The 15,003-nt window shown below is 56.9% G+C and carries 14 protein-coding genes and 1 tRNA gene; 4 read left to right on the top strand and 11 right to left on the bottom strand.

Features of this window, described 5'->3' with window-relative positions:
* Nucleotides 1–45: 45 nt before the first annotated feature.
* Nucleotides 46–2,418: a 3-hydroxyacyl-CoA dehydrogenase/enoyl-CoA hydratase family protein gene (locus ELE36_RS09870; RefSeq protein WP_129832902.1), complete on the top strand. Its 2,373-nt coding sequence runs from the start codon at nt 46–48 to the stop codon at nt 2,416–2,418.
* A gap of 55 nt (nt 2,419–2,473) precedes the next feature.
* Entirely contained in the window at nt 2,474–3,670 is a 1,197-nt protein-coding gene (locus ELE36_RS09865) for an acetyl-CoA C-acyltransferase (RefSeq protein WP_129832901.1), read from the top strand.
* Between the two features lie 126 nt (nt 3,671–3,796).
* On the opposite strand, the gene recO is transcribed toward ELE36_RS09865, so the two are convergent.
* The 8 genes from recO to hisS all read right to left on the bottom strand — a co-directional run bounded on the left by recO (nt 3,797) and on the right by hisS (nt 12,779).
* A complete protein-coding gene (recO, locus tag ELE36_RS09860) occupies nt 3,797–4,519 on the bottom strand; it encodes a DNA repair protein RecO (protein ID WP_129832900.1) in 723 nt (240 codons plus the stop codon).
* A gap of 9 nt (nt 4,520–4,528) precedes the next feature.
* Nucleotides 4,529–5,461 (bottom strand): GTPase Era, encoded by a 933-nt coding sequence (gene era / locus ELE36_RS09855; RefSeq protein ID WP_129832899.1) that lies wholly within the window; start codon nt 5,459–5,461, stop codon nt 4,529–4,531.
* Nucleotides 5,451–6,110, bottom strand: coding sequence for a ribonuclease III (rnc, locus tag ELE36_RS09850; protein ID WP_129836770.1), 660 nt, complete (start codon nt 6,108–6,110; stop codon nt 5,451–5,453). Before rnc ends, era begins: the two co-directional genes overlap by 11 nt.
* 12 nt (nt 6,111–6,122) lie before the next feature.
* Entirely contained in the window at nt 6,123–6,512 is a 390-nt protein-coding gene (locus tag ELE36_RS09845) for a DUF4845 domain-containing protein (RefSeq protein ID WP_129832898.1), read from the bottom strand.
* Nucleotides 6,513–6,514: 2 nt separating this feature from the next.
* Nucleotides 6,515–7,309: a signal peptidase I gene (gene lepB / locus ELE36_RS09840; protein ID WP_129832897.1), complete on the bottom strand. Its 795-nt coding sequence runs from the start codon at nt 7,307–7,309 to the stop codon at nt 6,515–6,517.
* A gap of 59 nt (nt 7,310–7,368) precedes the next feature.
* On the bottom strand, nt 7,369–9,162 hold the full coding sequence (lepA, locus tag ELE36_RS09835; RefSeq protein WP_129832896.1) for a translation elongation factor 4: 1,794 nt from the start codon (nt 9,160–9,162) through the stop codon (nt 7,369–7,371).
* 194 nt (nt 9,163–9,356) lie between these two features.
* Nucleotides 9,357–11,306: an HAL/PAL/TAL family ammonia-lyase gene (locus ELE36_RS09830; RefSeq protein ID WP_129832895.1), complete on the bottom strand. Its 1,950-nt coding sequence runs from the start codon at nt 11,304–11,306 to the stop codon at nt 9,357–9,359.
* 93 nt (nt 11,307–11,399) lie between these two features.
* Nucleotides 11,400–12,779, bottom strand: a complete 1,380-nt coding sequence (gene hisS, locus ELE36_RS09825; protein ID WP_129832894.1) for a histidine--tRNA ligase — start codon at nt 12,777–12,779, stop codon at nt 11,400–11,402.
* A gap of 290 nt (nt 12,780–13,069) precedes the next feature.
* On the opposite strand from hisS, the gene ELE36_RS09820 reads away from it, so the two are divergent.
* Nucleotides 13,070–13,146, top strand: a tRNA-Pro gene (locus tag ELE36_RS09820).
* Nucleotides 13,147–13,240: 94 nt separating this feature from the next.
* Here the strand turns inward: ELE36_RS09820 and fur are convergent.
* A complete protein-coding gene (gene fur / locus ELE36_RS09815) occupies nt 13,241–13,648 on the bottom strand; it encodes a ferric iron uptake transcriptional regulator (RefSeq protein ID WP_129832893.1) in 408 nt (135 codons plus the stop codon).
* A gap of 100 nt (nt 13,649–13,748) precedes the next feature.
* Here fur and ELE36_RS09810 point away from each other — a divergent pair, with 100 nt between their 5' ends.
* Nucleotides 13,749–14,183, top strand: coding sequence for an outer membrane protein assembly factor BamE (locus ELE36_RS09810; RefSeq protein WP_129832892.1), 435 nt, complete (start codon nt 13,749–13,751; stop codon nt 14,181–14,183).
* Here ELE36_RS09810 and ELE36_RS09805 read toward each other — a convergent pair.
* Together ELE36_RS09805 and ELE36_RS09800 are read right to left on the bottom strand one after the other, a co-directional pair.
* Complete coding sequence (locus ELE36_RS09805) at nt 14,180–14,485, bottom strand: RnfH family protein (protein ID WP_129832891.1); 306 nt, start codon at nt 14,483–14,485, stop codon at nt 14,180–14,182. The genes ELE36_RS09810 and ELE36_RS09805 overlap by 4 nt on opposite strands.
* On the bottom strand, nt 14,478–14,909 hold the full coding sequence (locus ELE36_RS09800; RefSeq protein WP_129832890.1) for a type II toxin-antitoxin system RatA family toxin: 432 nt from the start codon (nt 14,907–14,909) through the stop codon (nt 14,478–14,480). Before ELE36_RS09800 ends, ELE36_RS09805 begins: the two co-directional genes overlap by 8 nt.
* Nucleotides 14,910–15,003: the final 94 nt, after the last annotated feature.

Below are 15,003 nucleotides of genomic sequence, written 5' to 3'. Positions count from 1 at the left end.
CACGCTTTTTATTCAAAAACCTTCCCACGCAATCATGAGGAACGCATGAGCACACCTCCACTCCGCATACGCAAGGCCGCTGTTCTCGGGGCCGGCGTGATGGGCGCGCAAATCGCCGCACATCTGACCAACGCCGATGTTGAAACCTTGTTGTTTGATTTGCCTGCCAAAGACGGAGATCCAAACGGCATCGTGCTCAAGGCGATCCAGAATCTGACCAAGCTCAGTCCGGCGCCACTGGCGGACAAATCGCGTGCCGCGAGCATAATTCCGGCCAATTACGATCAGCATCTCGCGCTGCTCGGCGAGTGCGATCTGGTGATCGAGGCAATCGCCGAACGCATCGACTGGAAACGCGACCTGTACGCCAAGATCGCACCGCATCTGAAAAAAGACTCGATTCTCGCCAGCAATACTTCAGGTCTCAGCATCAATGCACTGGCCGACGTCTTGCCCGAACATTTGCATGAGCATTTCTGCGGCGTACATTTTTTCAACCCACCGCGCTACATGCATCTGGCCGAACTGATCCCGTGCGCGAAAACGCTGCCGGAAGTCGTCAGCGGACTTGAGGCATTTCTGACTACCACGCTCGGCAAAGGCGTGGTGATTGCGAAAGACACGCCGAACTTCATCGGCAATCGCATCGGCGTGTTTTCGATGTTGTCGGCGATGTATCACACGCAAGCGCTCGGACTCGGCTTCGATGTCGTCGATGCTTTGACCGGCCCGGCGATCGGGCGTCCGAAAAGTGCCACGTATCGTACCGCCGATGTTGTTGGTCTGGATACGATGGGGCATGTCATCAAGACCATGGATGACACATTGCCCGACGATCCGTGGCATCAATTTTTCAAGGCGCCAGAATGGTTGTCCGGCTTGGTCGCACAGGGTGCGCTCGGACAGAAAACCGGCGCGGGTTTTTATCGCAAAGTCGGCAAGGATATTCTCGTCCTCGATCCGGCCAAGCGTGATTACGTCAAGGAAACGGGTACGGTCAGCGATGAAGTCGCCGCGATCCTAAAGATCAAGGCTGCGCCCGAACGTCTTGCAAAACTCCGTGCCAGCGCGGATCCCCAAGCGCAATTTTTGTGGGCGTCGTTGCGCGATCTGTTTCACTACACCGCGTATCACCTTGCCGCGATTGCCGACAACGCGCGCGATGTCGATTTTGCGATTCGCTGGGGTTACGGTTGGAAACAAGGTCCGTTCGAACTGTGGCAGGACGCCGGCTGGAAACAGGTAGCGAGCTGGATCAACGAAGATATCGCCGCCGGCAAGGCAATGAGCAATGCGCCGTTGCCGGACTGGGTGCTCGATGGTCGCGACGGTGTGCATGAAGCGCGCGGTTCGTTTGCGCCGAGCATTGGCGGGCTGCGTCCTCGCTCGGAAAATCCAGTCTACAAACGCCAGTACTTTCCGGATCGCATTCTCGGTGAAACGCCGAATCTCGGCAGCACAATTTTCGAAACCGATGCCGTACGTTTCTGGCATCTCGATGCGGACATCGGCATCCTGAGTTTCAAAACCAAGATGAATACGATCAGTCCCGCCGTGCTCGACGGTATTCAGCAAGCTGTTACTCATGCCGAACAGAATCTCGCTGGCATGGTGATCTGGCAGTTCGGCGAACCGTTCTCGGCAGGCGCGGATCTCGGTGCAGCGAGTGCGTCGCTGGCGGCTGGCAAGATCGATGAATTCGAGCAAGGCGTGAATCTGTTTCAGCAGACCAGCATGCGCATCAAGCATGCGTTGGTGCCGGTGGTATCGGCCGTTCGCGGCATGGCCTTTGGCGGCGGTTGCGAGTTCCAGATGCACAGTGCCAAGACGGTAGCTGCACTCGAAAGTTATATCGGCCTGGTCGAAGCCGGTGTCGGTCTGTTGCCTGCAGGTGGCGGTCTGAAGGAACTCGCGTTGCGCGCTGCGCAGAGCGCGATCGGCGGTGACGTTTTCGGCGTGCTGAAAAATTCGTTCGAAACCATTGCAATGGCCAAGGTTTCCGCCAGCGCGTTCGAAGCCAAAGAACTCGGCCTGCTGCGTGCCACCGATACCGTGGTGTTCAACGCCTATGAGTTGCTCTACGTCGCCATCACCGAAGCTCGGGCATTGGCTGAGCGTGGTTATCGCCCGCCTTTGCCAGCGCGCGCCATTGCAGTCGCTGGCGACACCGGCACGGCCAGTTTCAAGGCCAGCCTCGTCAACATGCTCGAAGGCCGTTTCATCTCGCCGCACGATTTTGAAGTCAGCAGTCGTATCGCCGATACGCTGTGCGGAGGCGTGGTCGAACGCGGCAGTCTGGTCGATGAACAATGGTTGCTGGATCTTGAACGCAAGCATTTTGTCGCGCTCGCGCAAATGCCGAAAACTCAGGAGCGTGTGATGTTCACACTCAAGACTGGCAAACCGCTGCGCAACTGATCCGGCACGACTTCATTCAGCGCGCGTCGATCGCGTGCTCACAAGGAAAACCGCAATGAGCAAACAAGTACAAGAAGCCTATATCGTCGCCAGCGTGCGCAGCCCGGTGGGCAAGGCACCGCGTGGCATGTTCCGCAATACGCGTCCTGATGACCTACTAGCACATGTGCTACGCGCGGCATTGGACAAGGTGCCGAGCGTGGATCGCACACGTATTGACGACGCCGTAATCGGTTGTGCCATGCCTGAGGCCGAGCAAGGCATGAACGTCGCGCGCATCGGCGTGCTACTGGCCGGTTTGCCGAACGTTATCTCGGCAGTCACGATCAATCGGTTCTGTTCGTCCGGCCTGCAAGCCGTGGCGATGGCGGCCGATCGCATTCGTCTCGGCGAAGCCGATTTGATGCTCGCCGGCGGCACTGAAAGCATGAGCATGATTCCGATGATGGGCCATACCATCGCCTTCAATCCGGCCGTGTTCAACGACGAAAATATTGCCGTTGCTTATGGCATGGGCATTACCGCAGAGAAAGTTGCGGAGCAATGGAAAGTATCGCGCGATGCGCAGGATGCGTTCGCGTTGCGCAGTCATCAGCGTGCGCTCGCCGCGATTGCCGCCGGTGAGTTCAAGGATGAAATTGCGCCATTCCTGCTCGATGATCATTACCCGGATTTGGCCGGGCGCGACATCAAGAACGATCAGCGTCTGATCGATACCGACGAAGGTCCGCGCGCCGACACCAGCATCGAAGGCCTAGCCAAACTGCGCACCGTTTTTCGTGCGGGCGGTTCGGTCACGGCAGGTAACTCGTCGCAAATGTCAGATGGCGCGGGTGCGGTACTGCTTGCCAGTGCGCAGGCGATCAAGGATTACGGCCTTACTCCGCTCGCACGTTTCGTCGGCTTCGCCGTCGCTGGCGTGCCGCCGGAGATCATGGGCATCGGCCCGAAGGAAGCGATTCCGAAAGTGCTGCGCCAAACCGGCATCAACAAGAACGATCTCGACTGGATCGAACTCAACGAAGCGTTCGCTGCCCAGGCGCTGGCCGTGATGCAAGATACCGGGCTTGATCCGGACAAGGTCAATCCGCTCGGTGGCGCGATCGCGCTCGGTCATCCGCTCGGTGCGACCGGCGCCATCCGTATCGCCACGCTCGTGCATGGATTACGTCGGCGCAAACAAAAGTACGGCATGGTGACGATGTGTATCGGCACAGGCATGGGTGCTGCGGGAATTTTCGAAGCCTTGTAATTCACACGCTACGCAAAATTTTGTCGCACTGATGATTCGTGGGAAACCCGCCTTTGCATCGCAAGGGCGGGTTTTTTATTTGCCGCGATTATTTGCCGCGATCCTGCATCTGAAATCGCGGTCGAATTATCTGTTCTGCTGGCCTTGTGGCAGTGGCTGCAACAGACTCCATGCACGCAGATTGACACCGCCGAGATGAAAGCTGATCACGCCGCGCAACATGCGTCTCAGCACGGTCAACGCGGCAGCTTCGGGCATCTGGTCAGCGGCCAGCGCCAGCAGGTATTCGCCGCGCAGGCAAATACCGGTCGATGCGGTAGTCCACGGTCGTGGACCGACTTCGGCGTGATAACTGTAGTTGGTTCCGGCGAGCAACGGCAGTCCGGTATCGGGCTCGTGATCGAGCACCAAGGCGTAGCCGATGTGTTCGAGCAGGTCACGTTCAAAACGTCGCAGTGTCCAGCTTGGCGATTCACCTACAGCAAGACGTTGCAGACATTGTTCGTAGGCAGAAAATGCCTCGGGATGCGCATCCTGGCGTGCGGTCAGTCGCAGCACGAGTTCATTGACATACATCGCGCACAGCAGCAATTCACCGTGCAACACCAGCGGACTGGCGGCAGCCTCCACGTTGCCTAGCGTAGCCAGCTCACCGCGTGCGGTCCACGTGCAAAACAAAGGTTGCAGTGGTTGCAGGATTGCGCGTGCACCGCGCTGACTGGCGCCACGCACGCCGCGTGCGATCGCGCCGATTCGGCCATGATCCGGTGTAAACAATTCCAGTAGCAGACTGGTTTCGCGATAGGCGCGTGCGTGCAACACATACGCCGCCTGCTGCTCGACGCGCATGGCGTCGAGCTAGTCCGTGTAACCGAACTGTTTCAGTGCTGCATCTTGCTGAGACCAGTTTTCGCGCACGCGTACAAACAGCCCGAGAAACACCTTGGTTTCCAGCAGGCTTTCGAGCTGCAGTCGCGCCGCCGTACCGATGCGTTTCAGTTGCTCTCCACCAGCGCCGATCACGATCGCCTTCTGCCCTTCGCGTTCGACCCAGATCACCGCGCCAATGCGCAGCATCTTGCCTTCGCGCTGGTATTGCTCGATCTCGACCGTGGTCGAATACGGCAGCTCCTGGTTCAGCAACCGCATCAATTGTTCGCGCACTCTTTCCGCCGCCAGAAAACGCTCACTGCGATCAGTGATCTCATCTTCGGCGAACATCGGTTCGGCCTGCGGCAAACGCTTGAGTATGCCCTGCTCCAATCGGTCAAGCCCATCGCCGCGACGTGCCGAAATCAGATAGATTTCATCGAATGCATGCGCTCCAGTCACCTTCGCGATGAACGGCAAAAGCTCTTGTTTACTTTTCTGTGTATCGGTCTTGTTGATCGCGAGCAGTCGCGGCCGCTGGATATTCTCGAGTGCCTGATATACCTGCTGATCCTCGTCGCGCCATTGCATCGCTTCGATCACCTGGATCACCACATCAGCCTCGTCCAGCGCCTGTTGCGCGACCCGATTGAGCTGACGATTCATCGCGCTCTTGCCGGCCTGATGAATACCCGGCGTATCGAGATAAATGATCTGGCCCTGGCCGCGGTTGGCGATGCCGAGAATACGATGTCGCGTGGTTTGCGGCTTCGGGCTGACGATACTCAGGCGATAACCGATCAACCGATTCAGCAAGGTCGACTTGCCGACATTCGGTCGTCCGACCAGCGCAACCAAGCCGCAGCGTTGATCAGATTTGGCGGGTTCGATCGGCTGCGGTGTTGATTCTTCAGTGTCCATGGCGCAACCAGTGCTCTACTTGAGTTAAAACTTGGCTAGCCGCCAACTGCTCAGCGGCGCGGCGGCTGTGGGCGCTGGCAACAGCTTGCGCAGTTGCCACAGCGACGCTACATTTTACGTCGAATTGCTTGGCGTGATCTTCGCCGTGCGCATTCAACAATTCGTACTCCGGCAGCGGCAAGGCGCGTCCTTGCAATAATTCCTGCAGCCGGGTTTTTGCATCCTTGGTGGTGTCGGCCAAATCGACCAGCGCATTGGCATAAAGCTCGCGCACGTACTTGCGACAGGCATCCCAGCCACCATCAAGATACACCGCAGCCACCAGCGCTTCCAGCGCATCCGCGAGGATCGAATCGCGGCGATGACCGCCGCTTTTCATTTCGCCCGGACCGAGCCGAATCTGCGCACCGAGCTCCATATTGCGCGCAATTTCCGCCATCGCCAAACCGCTGACCAGACTCGCGCGCAACCGCGTCAACTGGCCTTCATCGGCTTTGGGATAATTTTCGTACAACAACTCGGCGACCAGCATGTTGACCAGCGCGTCGCCGAGAAACTCCAGACGCTCGTTGTTGTGTCGCGCATGACTGCGATGTGTCAGCGCCTGCTCATGCAAGCGCTCATCGCGAAACTGATAAATCGGCGACAGTTTACCCACCACTTACGGACTGGACACGTGCGATAACGTCGCAGTCTTGTGAAATGAAATGGCGAAGTCAATATTGGATATAAAATGTATCCGCCGCTCGTATGCCACATCCAGAGTTTTCAAACCGTTGACGGTCAACACACGTATGGCCTGAACTGGAACCGAGCCATCGCTGACGTATTGCAGGCTGAACTTGAACATGAGCTCGGAACGGAGCGCATCAAGTGTTTTGTCCGCCGAGCTTGGTTCTTTCGCAAGGGTTTCCACGGCTTTGGATACGCCCGAATATTCGGAATAAACCGGAAACAAAATCATCCCCATGTATGCAAAAAAACCAATAACCGCGAGAAGAAAAAGAAACCCTATAAACGTGATACCCGACTGCGTTCGTTTGCTGTTCATCCCTATCCCCGATTGATCAACGTACCGATGCGCTTGAAATCAATGCCCTGATCCCAGTTCATCCAGATGATGAATGCCTTGCCGATCAGGTTTTCTTCCGGGACAAATCCCCAGAACCGACTGTCCTCGCTATTATCGCGATTATCGCCCATCGCGAAATAGTGACCTTGCGGCACAGTCCACGGACCTTCTTTGTGCGAATCGATATTCGGAATCTGCAGAATCTGGTGATCGACGCCGGGCAAGTGCTCAATCTTGAGTTTGGCACCAGACATCTTGTGGCCTTCGTCGCCCGAACCGGCATAAATACCTTCATCCGATTGCGCAATTTCCTGACCGTTCACCTGCACGGTTTTGTTGTGATAGGTGATCTCGTCGCCGGGCAAGCCGATGACGCGCTTGATATATGCCTTGCTCGGATCCTTCGGATAACGGAATACGATCACGTCGCCACGCTGCGGTTCGCCGAAGGACACGATTTTGCTGTTCAGCACGGGCAGACGCAAGCCATAGGCGAATTTGTTGACCAGAATGAAGTCACCGACCAACAAGGTTGGCATCATTGAGCCAGAAGGAATCTTGAAGGGTTCCGCGATAAACGAGCGAAAGCCCAGCACGAGCAGGATTACCGGGAAAAAGGAACGGGCATATTCGACGATGATCGGCTCATGTGGGACGTCGTTTGCGGCCAGCGCAATACGTTCGCGACGTTTGGCAAACAGCAATCGATCGATTGCCCAGATCACACCGGTGACACCGGTCAGCACGACCAGCAATAAGGCAAAATCAAAATCCATTCCCTGCTCCTACGATGCGGGATTACGTTTAATCGACACGACTCGGTACACGCCCAACTTCACTTGTTATCGGTTTGCAGTACCGCAAGAAATGCTTCTTGCGGAATATCGACATTGCCGACCTGCTTCATGCGCTTTTTACCGGCCTTCTGTTTTTCCAGCAGCTTGCGCTTGCGTGATGCATCGCCGCCGTAGCATTTTGCCAGCACATTCTTGCGCAATGCTTTCACCGTTGAACGCGCGATCACCTGTGCACCGATCGCGGCCTGGATCGCAACGTCGAACATCTGTCGCGGAATCAATTCCTTCATGCGTTCGACCAGATCGCGTCCGCGCCGATCCGCATGCGACCGATGCACAATCAGGCTCAAGGCATCGACACGATCGCCGTTGATCAGCACATCCAAACGCACGAACGGCCCTGCCTGGAAGTGCAGGAAATGATAATCGAGCGAAGCATAACCGCGGCTAGTCGATTTCAGCTTGTCGAAGAAATCCATCACCACTTCGGCGAGCGGCATTTCGTAGCTGATCTGCACCTGGCTCGCCAAATAACTGATCGACCGCTGTACGCCACGTTTTTCTTCGCACAACTTGATGACGTTGCCGACGTATTCCTGCGGCGTGAGAATGTTGGCGACGATGATCGGCTCGCGCACCTCTTCGACATTCGATCCGACCGGCAGCTTGGCCGGATTGTCCAGATTGAGGATGTCGCCCGAGGTCAGCAGCACTTGGTAAATCACCGTCGGCGCGGTGGTGATCAAATCGAGATCGTATTCGCGTTCGAGTCGCTCCTGAACGATTTCCATGTGCAGCATGCCAAGGAATCCGCAGCGAAAACCGAAGCCCATCGCTTCCGAACTTTCCGGCTCGAACGTCAGCGACGCATCGTTGAGTCGAAGTTTGTCGAGCGCCTCGCGCAGCGCGGGATACGCATCGGATTCGGTCGGGAATAGCCCGGCAAAAACACGCGGCTGCATTTTTTCGAAACCCGGCAGCGCATGCGGCGCCGGATCGGAAGCCAGCGTCAATGTGTCGCCCACCGGTGCGCCGTGTACATCCTTGATCGACGCGCAGATGAAACCCACTTCGCCAGCGCGCAGCTTGTCCTTGATCTTGCGTTTCGGGGTGAACACGCCAACCTGATCGACTTCGTGCGAGCGACCGGTCGACATCACCAGCATCTTGTCGCGCGGCTTGATCTCGCCTTGCATTACGCGTACCAGCGAAACCACGCCGAGATAATTGTCGAACCATGAATCGATGATCAGCGCCTGCAATTTATCCGTATCGCGCGGTTTGGGCGGCGGAATGCGCGTGATGATCGCTTCGAGCACGGCACGTACGTTCTGGCCGGTTTTGGCGCTGATCTCGATCGCGTCGGTGGCATCAATGCCGATCACCGCTTCGATTTCTTCCTTGACCTTTTCCGGATCGGCGGTCGGCAGATCGATCTTGTTGAGGATTGGAATGACTTCCAGTCCCTGCTCGACGGCGGTATAGCAATTCGCCACGCTTTGCGCTTCGACACCTTGCGCCGCATCGACCACCAGCAGCGCACCTTCGCAAGCCGCCAGCGAACGCGAGACTTCGTAGGAAAAATCCACGTGCCCCGGCGTATCGATGAAATTCAGCAGATAGGTTTTGCCGTTGTCGGCGGTGTACGGCAACGAAACGCTCTGCGCCTTGATGGTGATGCCACGCTCGCGCTCGATCGGATTCGAGTCGAGCACTTGGGCTTCCATTTCGCGCGCTTCGAGGCCGCCGCAGAGTTGAATGATGCGATCCGCCAGCGTGGATTTGCCGTGATCGACGTGCGCGATGATGGAGAAATTGCGAATATGTTCCATGTATACCTGATGATATGTCGACGTGCTGCAGAGCCAATGCCGACACCGCAAAAGCGGCCATTATCGCATGAAGCGCGCGCAATCTGCCCGACTGGTTTCAAATCCGCCGAATCGGTCGCGTTTTATCTGGCAAATGGCAATCGCGTATTCCGCAATCGATCCGCCATGTTGTCCCATAGCAATCGACGCGGTTATCAGCGCACCAATTCGCCGGAAGCGACCAAGGCGGTAATTGCGCGGATATCCCCATCCATCGCGCGATCTCGTGGCATGAAGGAAATCTGCTGACGAATGCGCGCCAATGCCGCCTGCACTGCGTCGCCGGCGTGGAATTGCCCCGCATTCGCGAGCGCGTCCATCAGTTGCTGTACCTCGGATTCAAACTGCGCATACAAGGCATGACCCGGCGCAGGCGCGCCATGAATCTTGCTGATCAAAGCCGCACAATCGCCGCGTGCCGCGAGCGTACGCGCTGCGTTCAACATGTCCTGGCGATATTCCAGCGCCTGCGCCGCCGTGTAGAGTTCCATCGCCAAAACGTGACTCAGATCCTCGGTCATTTCCAGTACATGCCGCGCTTCGTTGGCGCCCATCGAGACATGATCTTCGGCATTTGCCGATGTCGGAATCGAATACACCGAGGCCGGATGCGCGCGCGTCGCCAGATCATTGACGAGAGCGGCTGCGGTGTACTGCACGATCATGAAACCGGAGTCGGTAGCGTCTTCGTTGCCGATCAGGAAGGCCGGCAAACCGTCGTTCGTGGCCGGATCAACCAGCTTGTTCAAACGCCGCTCGGAAATGCTCGCGAGTACAGGAATCGCGGCCTTGATATAACTCATCGCCAGAGCCAGCGGCATGCCGTGGAAATGCCCGGCGGAGATTACTTGATCCTCGATTACAAGCGCATCTTCGGCATCGACCGCTCCTGCGCATCCTGCGCCCGCGGCACTTGTACGTCCTTGTACATCGGGAAAAATCAGCGGATTGTCGGTAACTGCATTAAGCTCGATATCAATGACGCGACACGCTTGATCGACCGCATCGCGCACCGCACCATGCACCTGCGGCACGCAGCGCAGGCAATACGCATCCTGTGGCTGATGTTTCTTGCCGCCCTTGAACGGCATGAAGCGCGCATAAAACGCCTCTTTGCCGTGACGCTGACCGACCGGCACATAATCCCAGGCGATATCAAAACGATGCTGTTGATCCTCGGCCTGCGTCCATGAATCGGCGAGCCAGGTGCGGAATCGCGGCACGAGATGGTAAGGAATATCTGCGAGGGTCGAGCCTTGCAACAGCGCGCGCATATTCTTCGCGGTTTCGACCTGCCCCGGATGCGGGCGCAACGCATGCACTTTTTCGGCGAACGCACTGGTACGCCCAGCGAATGCGTCGAGCGTCATCGCCGCGGCGAGATCGGCTGTCGCCAGCAAGGTTTCGAGTTTATCCAGCGCGAGCACCGCCGTCGCAAGCATCTGCGCGGTGCCGTTATTCAGCGCCAGGCCTTCCTTGAACGACAAACGCACCGGCGATAATCCAGCGCGTTTCAACGCTTCGCCGCCATGCAGACGCTCGCCTTGGTAAAACGCTTCACCTTCGCCGAGCAATACGATCGCGAGATGCGACAGCGGCGAAAGATCGCCGCTCGCGCCGACCGAACCTTTCTCCGGAATTACCGGGATCACATTGCGATTCAGCAACTCGGCCAGTGCCTGCAACGTCGATGCACGAATGCCCGAATGTCCACGCATCAGCGTGTTGATGCGGATTGCCAGCATCGCCCGCACAACTTCCGTGGAGAACGGTTTTCCGACGTTTACGGCATGGGTAATCACGAGGTTATGCTGCAACTCTTCGAGCAATGTGCCTTCGCGTTTTTCAGGATTGCCACCCGGCAATTCGTCGCGGGCGCGATGCGCACCGAGCAATTTGTCGGCGTTGCTGCCGAAGCCGGTGGTGACGCCGTAGATCGGTTCGCCGCAGCGCACTTTTTCGGCAAGAAAATCGGCAGTGCGTTGCACGTTTGCAAGCTGCGTTGTATCAAGCTCAACGTTGAAGTTTCGACTGGCGATATCGACCAGTTGCTGGCGCGTCATGTCGGTGCCGGTCAGCAGAATTTGTTTCGTCGCTTCAGACATTATCGATTCCAGAAATTTTTCACGACGCGACTTGCGGTCGCGTGGCACAGACGATCAAATACGCCACCGGCTTTCAGAGGCGGCAGGCGTGCTTCAGCTCAACGGCATTACCGCAGCCTGTTCGAGTTCGACACGCAGGGTCTTGATCAGGTCGCCACGCAAGACTTCGTACTGATCTTCCTTGCGCAAATCCTTGACCGTGACCGCGCCCTTGGCGATTTCATCAGGGCCAAGCACCAGCACAAAGCGGATGCCGGCGCGGTCCGCGTATTTGAACTGCTTGCCGAGCTTGGAGGCTTCCATTACCGCTTCGGTATTGATACCGGCGTTGCGTAACTGCATCGCGAGTTCGAGATAAATCGGTAGCGATGCTTCTTCCATTTGCGTAACCAATACCTGCACTGTGCTTTGCGCGCTGCCGAGCAATTTTGCTTCGCGCAACTGCCAGAACAGACGTGTCGCGCCGATCGAAATACCGACACCCGGCAAATGCGATTTGGTGTAATGCGTCGCAAGATTCTCATAACGCCCACCCGAGCAAATCGAACCGATCTGCGGATGATCGTTGAGCGTGGTTTCATAGACCGTGCCGGTGTAATAGTCGAGGCCACGCGCAATCGACAGATTCAGCATGTAATGCGATTCGGGCACACCAAACGCACGAATCAACGTGAGCACCTCGTGCATCTCGGCGATGCCCTGATTGAACGTGTCCGATCCCTGCCCCAACGTGGCCAACTTTGCCAGTGCGTCGTCATGCCCGTGCGAACGAATCTGCACGAGATCGAGAATTTTCTGTGCCACTTCGGCACTCAGGGCGAACGACTCACCGGTCAAGGTTTCACGCACATGTCCGGCGCCGCGTTTGTCGAGCTTGTCGACCTCACGCAGCACCAAAGTCTGCTGTTCGCCATCGGTGATGCCGAGGCCCTCGAAAAAGCCGCGCATGATCTTGCGATTGTTCAACTGAATCGTGAACGGACCAATCTTGAGATCGCGGAATACGCTGTAGATCACCGCCGGTAATTCGGCGTCGTAGCGAATCGACAAAGCGTCCTTGCCGATGACGTCGATGTCGGCCTGATAAAACTCGCGGAAGCGTCCGCGCTGTGCCGACTCGCCGCGATAGACGCGCTGCATCTGGTAGCGCCGAAACGGAAAACTCAACGAGCGCTCATGCTCGGCGACGTAACGCGCGAGCGGCACGGTCAGATCGAAACGCAACGCGAGATCCGGCTCGTCGCCCTGCTTCAGGCTACCGGTGGATTGCACAAAATAAACCTGGCGCTCGGTCTCGCCACCGGTCTTGGTCAGCAGCACATCGGTGAATTCTATCACCGGAGTTTCGATCGGCAGAAAACCGAAACGCTCATAAGTGCGCCGGATCGTATCCAGCATGTCTTGAAACGCAATCTGATCGAGCGGTAACAGCTCCATCACACCAGGCATGGTGCGGGCGGTGGTCAATGCCATGCAATCCTCGTTGGCTAGTTCCGGTTTTTGAATGGCTTTCGCCGAGAAAGTTTAATCGCTCCACGCGCGGCAAGCGCTGCGCGGAATGCGTCCGTTCGACCCTGACTACCTTACTCTTCGGCAAAGTGAGCAGCAGGCGCCGAGACCGAGGGCGCATAGCCTAGCAGATTGGCTTTACCGCGATGCGCCGAAATCGCGCGCGATTCCTGTCGCACGAAAATATGCGTCCGTTATTGCCAAGCATGGCGCTCGCCGGTATCATTCGCGGCTCGCTGCAAATCTTTCCGTGTCGGGGTGTAGCTCAGTCTGGTAGAGCGCTACCTTCGGGAGGTAGAAGTCGCAAGTTCGAATCTTGTCTCCCCGACCAATCCAAAGATCCAGCTAGTATTAATGGCCGCCGCAAGCGGCCATTTTTATTGCGGCCGATTTGATCAGCGCGAATTGATAAAGCGAACGTCGCCCTACTTCTTTTTCTTTGGTCGTACGTAAAGCACCAAGCTGTGATCTTCGAGATGGTAGCCGTGTTTTTCGGCGATTTCACGCTGCAGCCGTTCGATCTCTTCATCGACGAACTCGATCACCTTGCCGCTTTCCACATCGACCATATGATCGTGGTGTTTGCCGCGTTCGAGTTCGAATACCGCCTGACCACTCTCAAAATTGTGTTTGGCCACCAGCCCCGCTGCCTCGAACTGGGTCAGCACACGATAAACGGTGGCGAGGCCGATATCGTCTTCATGCTGCAACAGATGCCGGTAGATGTCTTCAGCGGTCATGTGTTTGCCATCGGAGGCTTCGAGAATCTCCAGAATGCGCATGCGCGGATGCGTGACTTTCAGGCCAGCCTTGCGCAGATTTTGTGTTTCCATCAAGTCACCTCGGAAAAGTCGTTCAGCGCTGCGCGGTTAACCTCGCGTAAATGAGCGTCTAGTGTATCATTCGCGGCTTGACGCTTGCCCGGACTTCTCGATGATCACGCTTACCCGACTGCTCGCTTGCACCCTGATTGCTGCTTCTTTGTCCGGTTGCGGATTTCTCTACAAGCTCGATATTCAGCAAGGCAATCTGCTCAACAAGACGCTGGTGGAATCGCTCAAGCCCGGCATGACCAAGCGCCAGGTAACGCTGGTGATGGGATCGCCAGCGCTGGTCAGCCCGTTTGAGCAGAATCGCTGGGACTATATTTCCAGCATCCGCCGCGGCCGCAGCAAGATGGAAACCAAGGATCTCACGCTGCATTTCGAGAACGATGCGCTGGTCAGTATCGACGGCGACTATTTCTCCGAAGACGCCGATCAGCTGATCAAGGACGCAACCAAATACAAGCGTCAGTATCCGGATGAAAAACGCCCCGACGAAGACAAGAAAAAACGTGGCGGCGGCGGTGATACCGGCCAGAGCTAAGTTTTGATTGCGCTGTCGCGTGCACGGCGACGGCGCGACTCCTTAGGGTCAGCGCGCAGCACGCGATAGATTTCGATGCGATCGCCATCGCGCAGACGCGTATCGAGTTCCACTGGCTGGCTGAAGATGCCGATGCGATCTGCGCTGATTGCGGCATCGCCCAGCGTGTTGGCGATACCGCTTATGTGCAAGGCATCGGCCACGGTGCTGCCGAGCGATATTTCCAGCGTCTGCAGAACTTGTCGTTCTAGGTCGGCATAAGCGATTTCGATACGGATGGTTGCCAGCGTTTTTTCACGCATAAATACGCGCTGCCTCGCTGCAAAAATCGTCCACCAGACGATCTGCGATTCCTTGAAAACCGAGTCTCAATGCCGAGCCAAGCAATCGGCCCGAAAATTCAAAATCCAGCGACAACGCAACCTTGCAACCTTGCGTACCGAGCGCGCTGAAAGTCCAGATGCCGGTGAGTTGACGAAATGGCCCCTCGACCAGATTCATGGTGATGCGCTCGGGACGTTCGAGAACATTGCGCGTGGTAAATGCTTGGGTCAGTCCGACCATGCGCAGCTCCAGCCGCGCGGTAAGCGATTGTTCGTCGCTTGCCAGAACCTGCGCACCGGCGCTCCACGAAAAACGCTTCGGGTAGGCTTGCACATCGTTGACCAGATCGAACATCTGTTCCGCACTGTAACGTACCAGCGCGCTGCGTCTGATTTTTATCACGAATCATTTCCGCGTAAGTAGCTCATATCTGCAACAATGCCCCGCCATCCGCCGCAACACGCGACGATGATCTCATTCTAGAACGAAGCTTATT

The organism is Pseudolysobacter antarcticus (assembly GCF_004168365.1).
In the GTDB taxonomy this organism is placed as follows: Bacteria; Pseudomonadota; Gammaproteobacteria; order Xanthomonadales; family Rhodanobacteraceae; genus Pseudolysobacter; species Pseudolysobacter antarcticus.
Note: the sequence above shows the minus strand (reverse complement) of the source record. Positions and strands in the feature narration are given on the sequence as shown.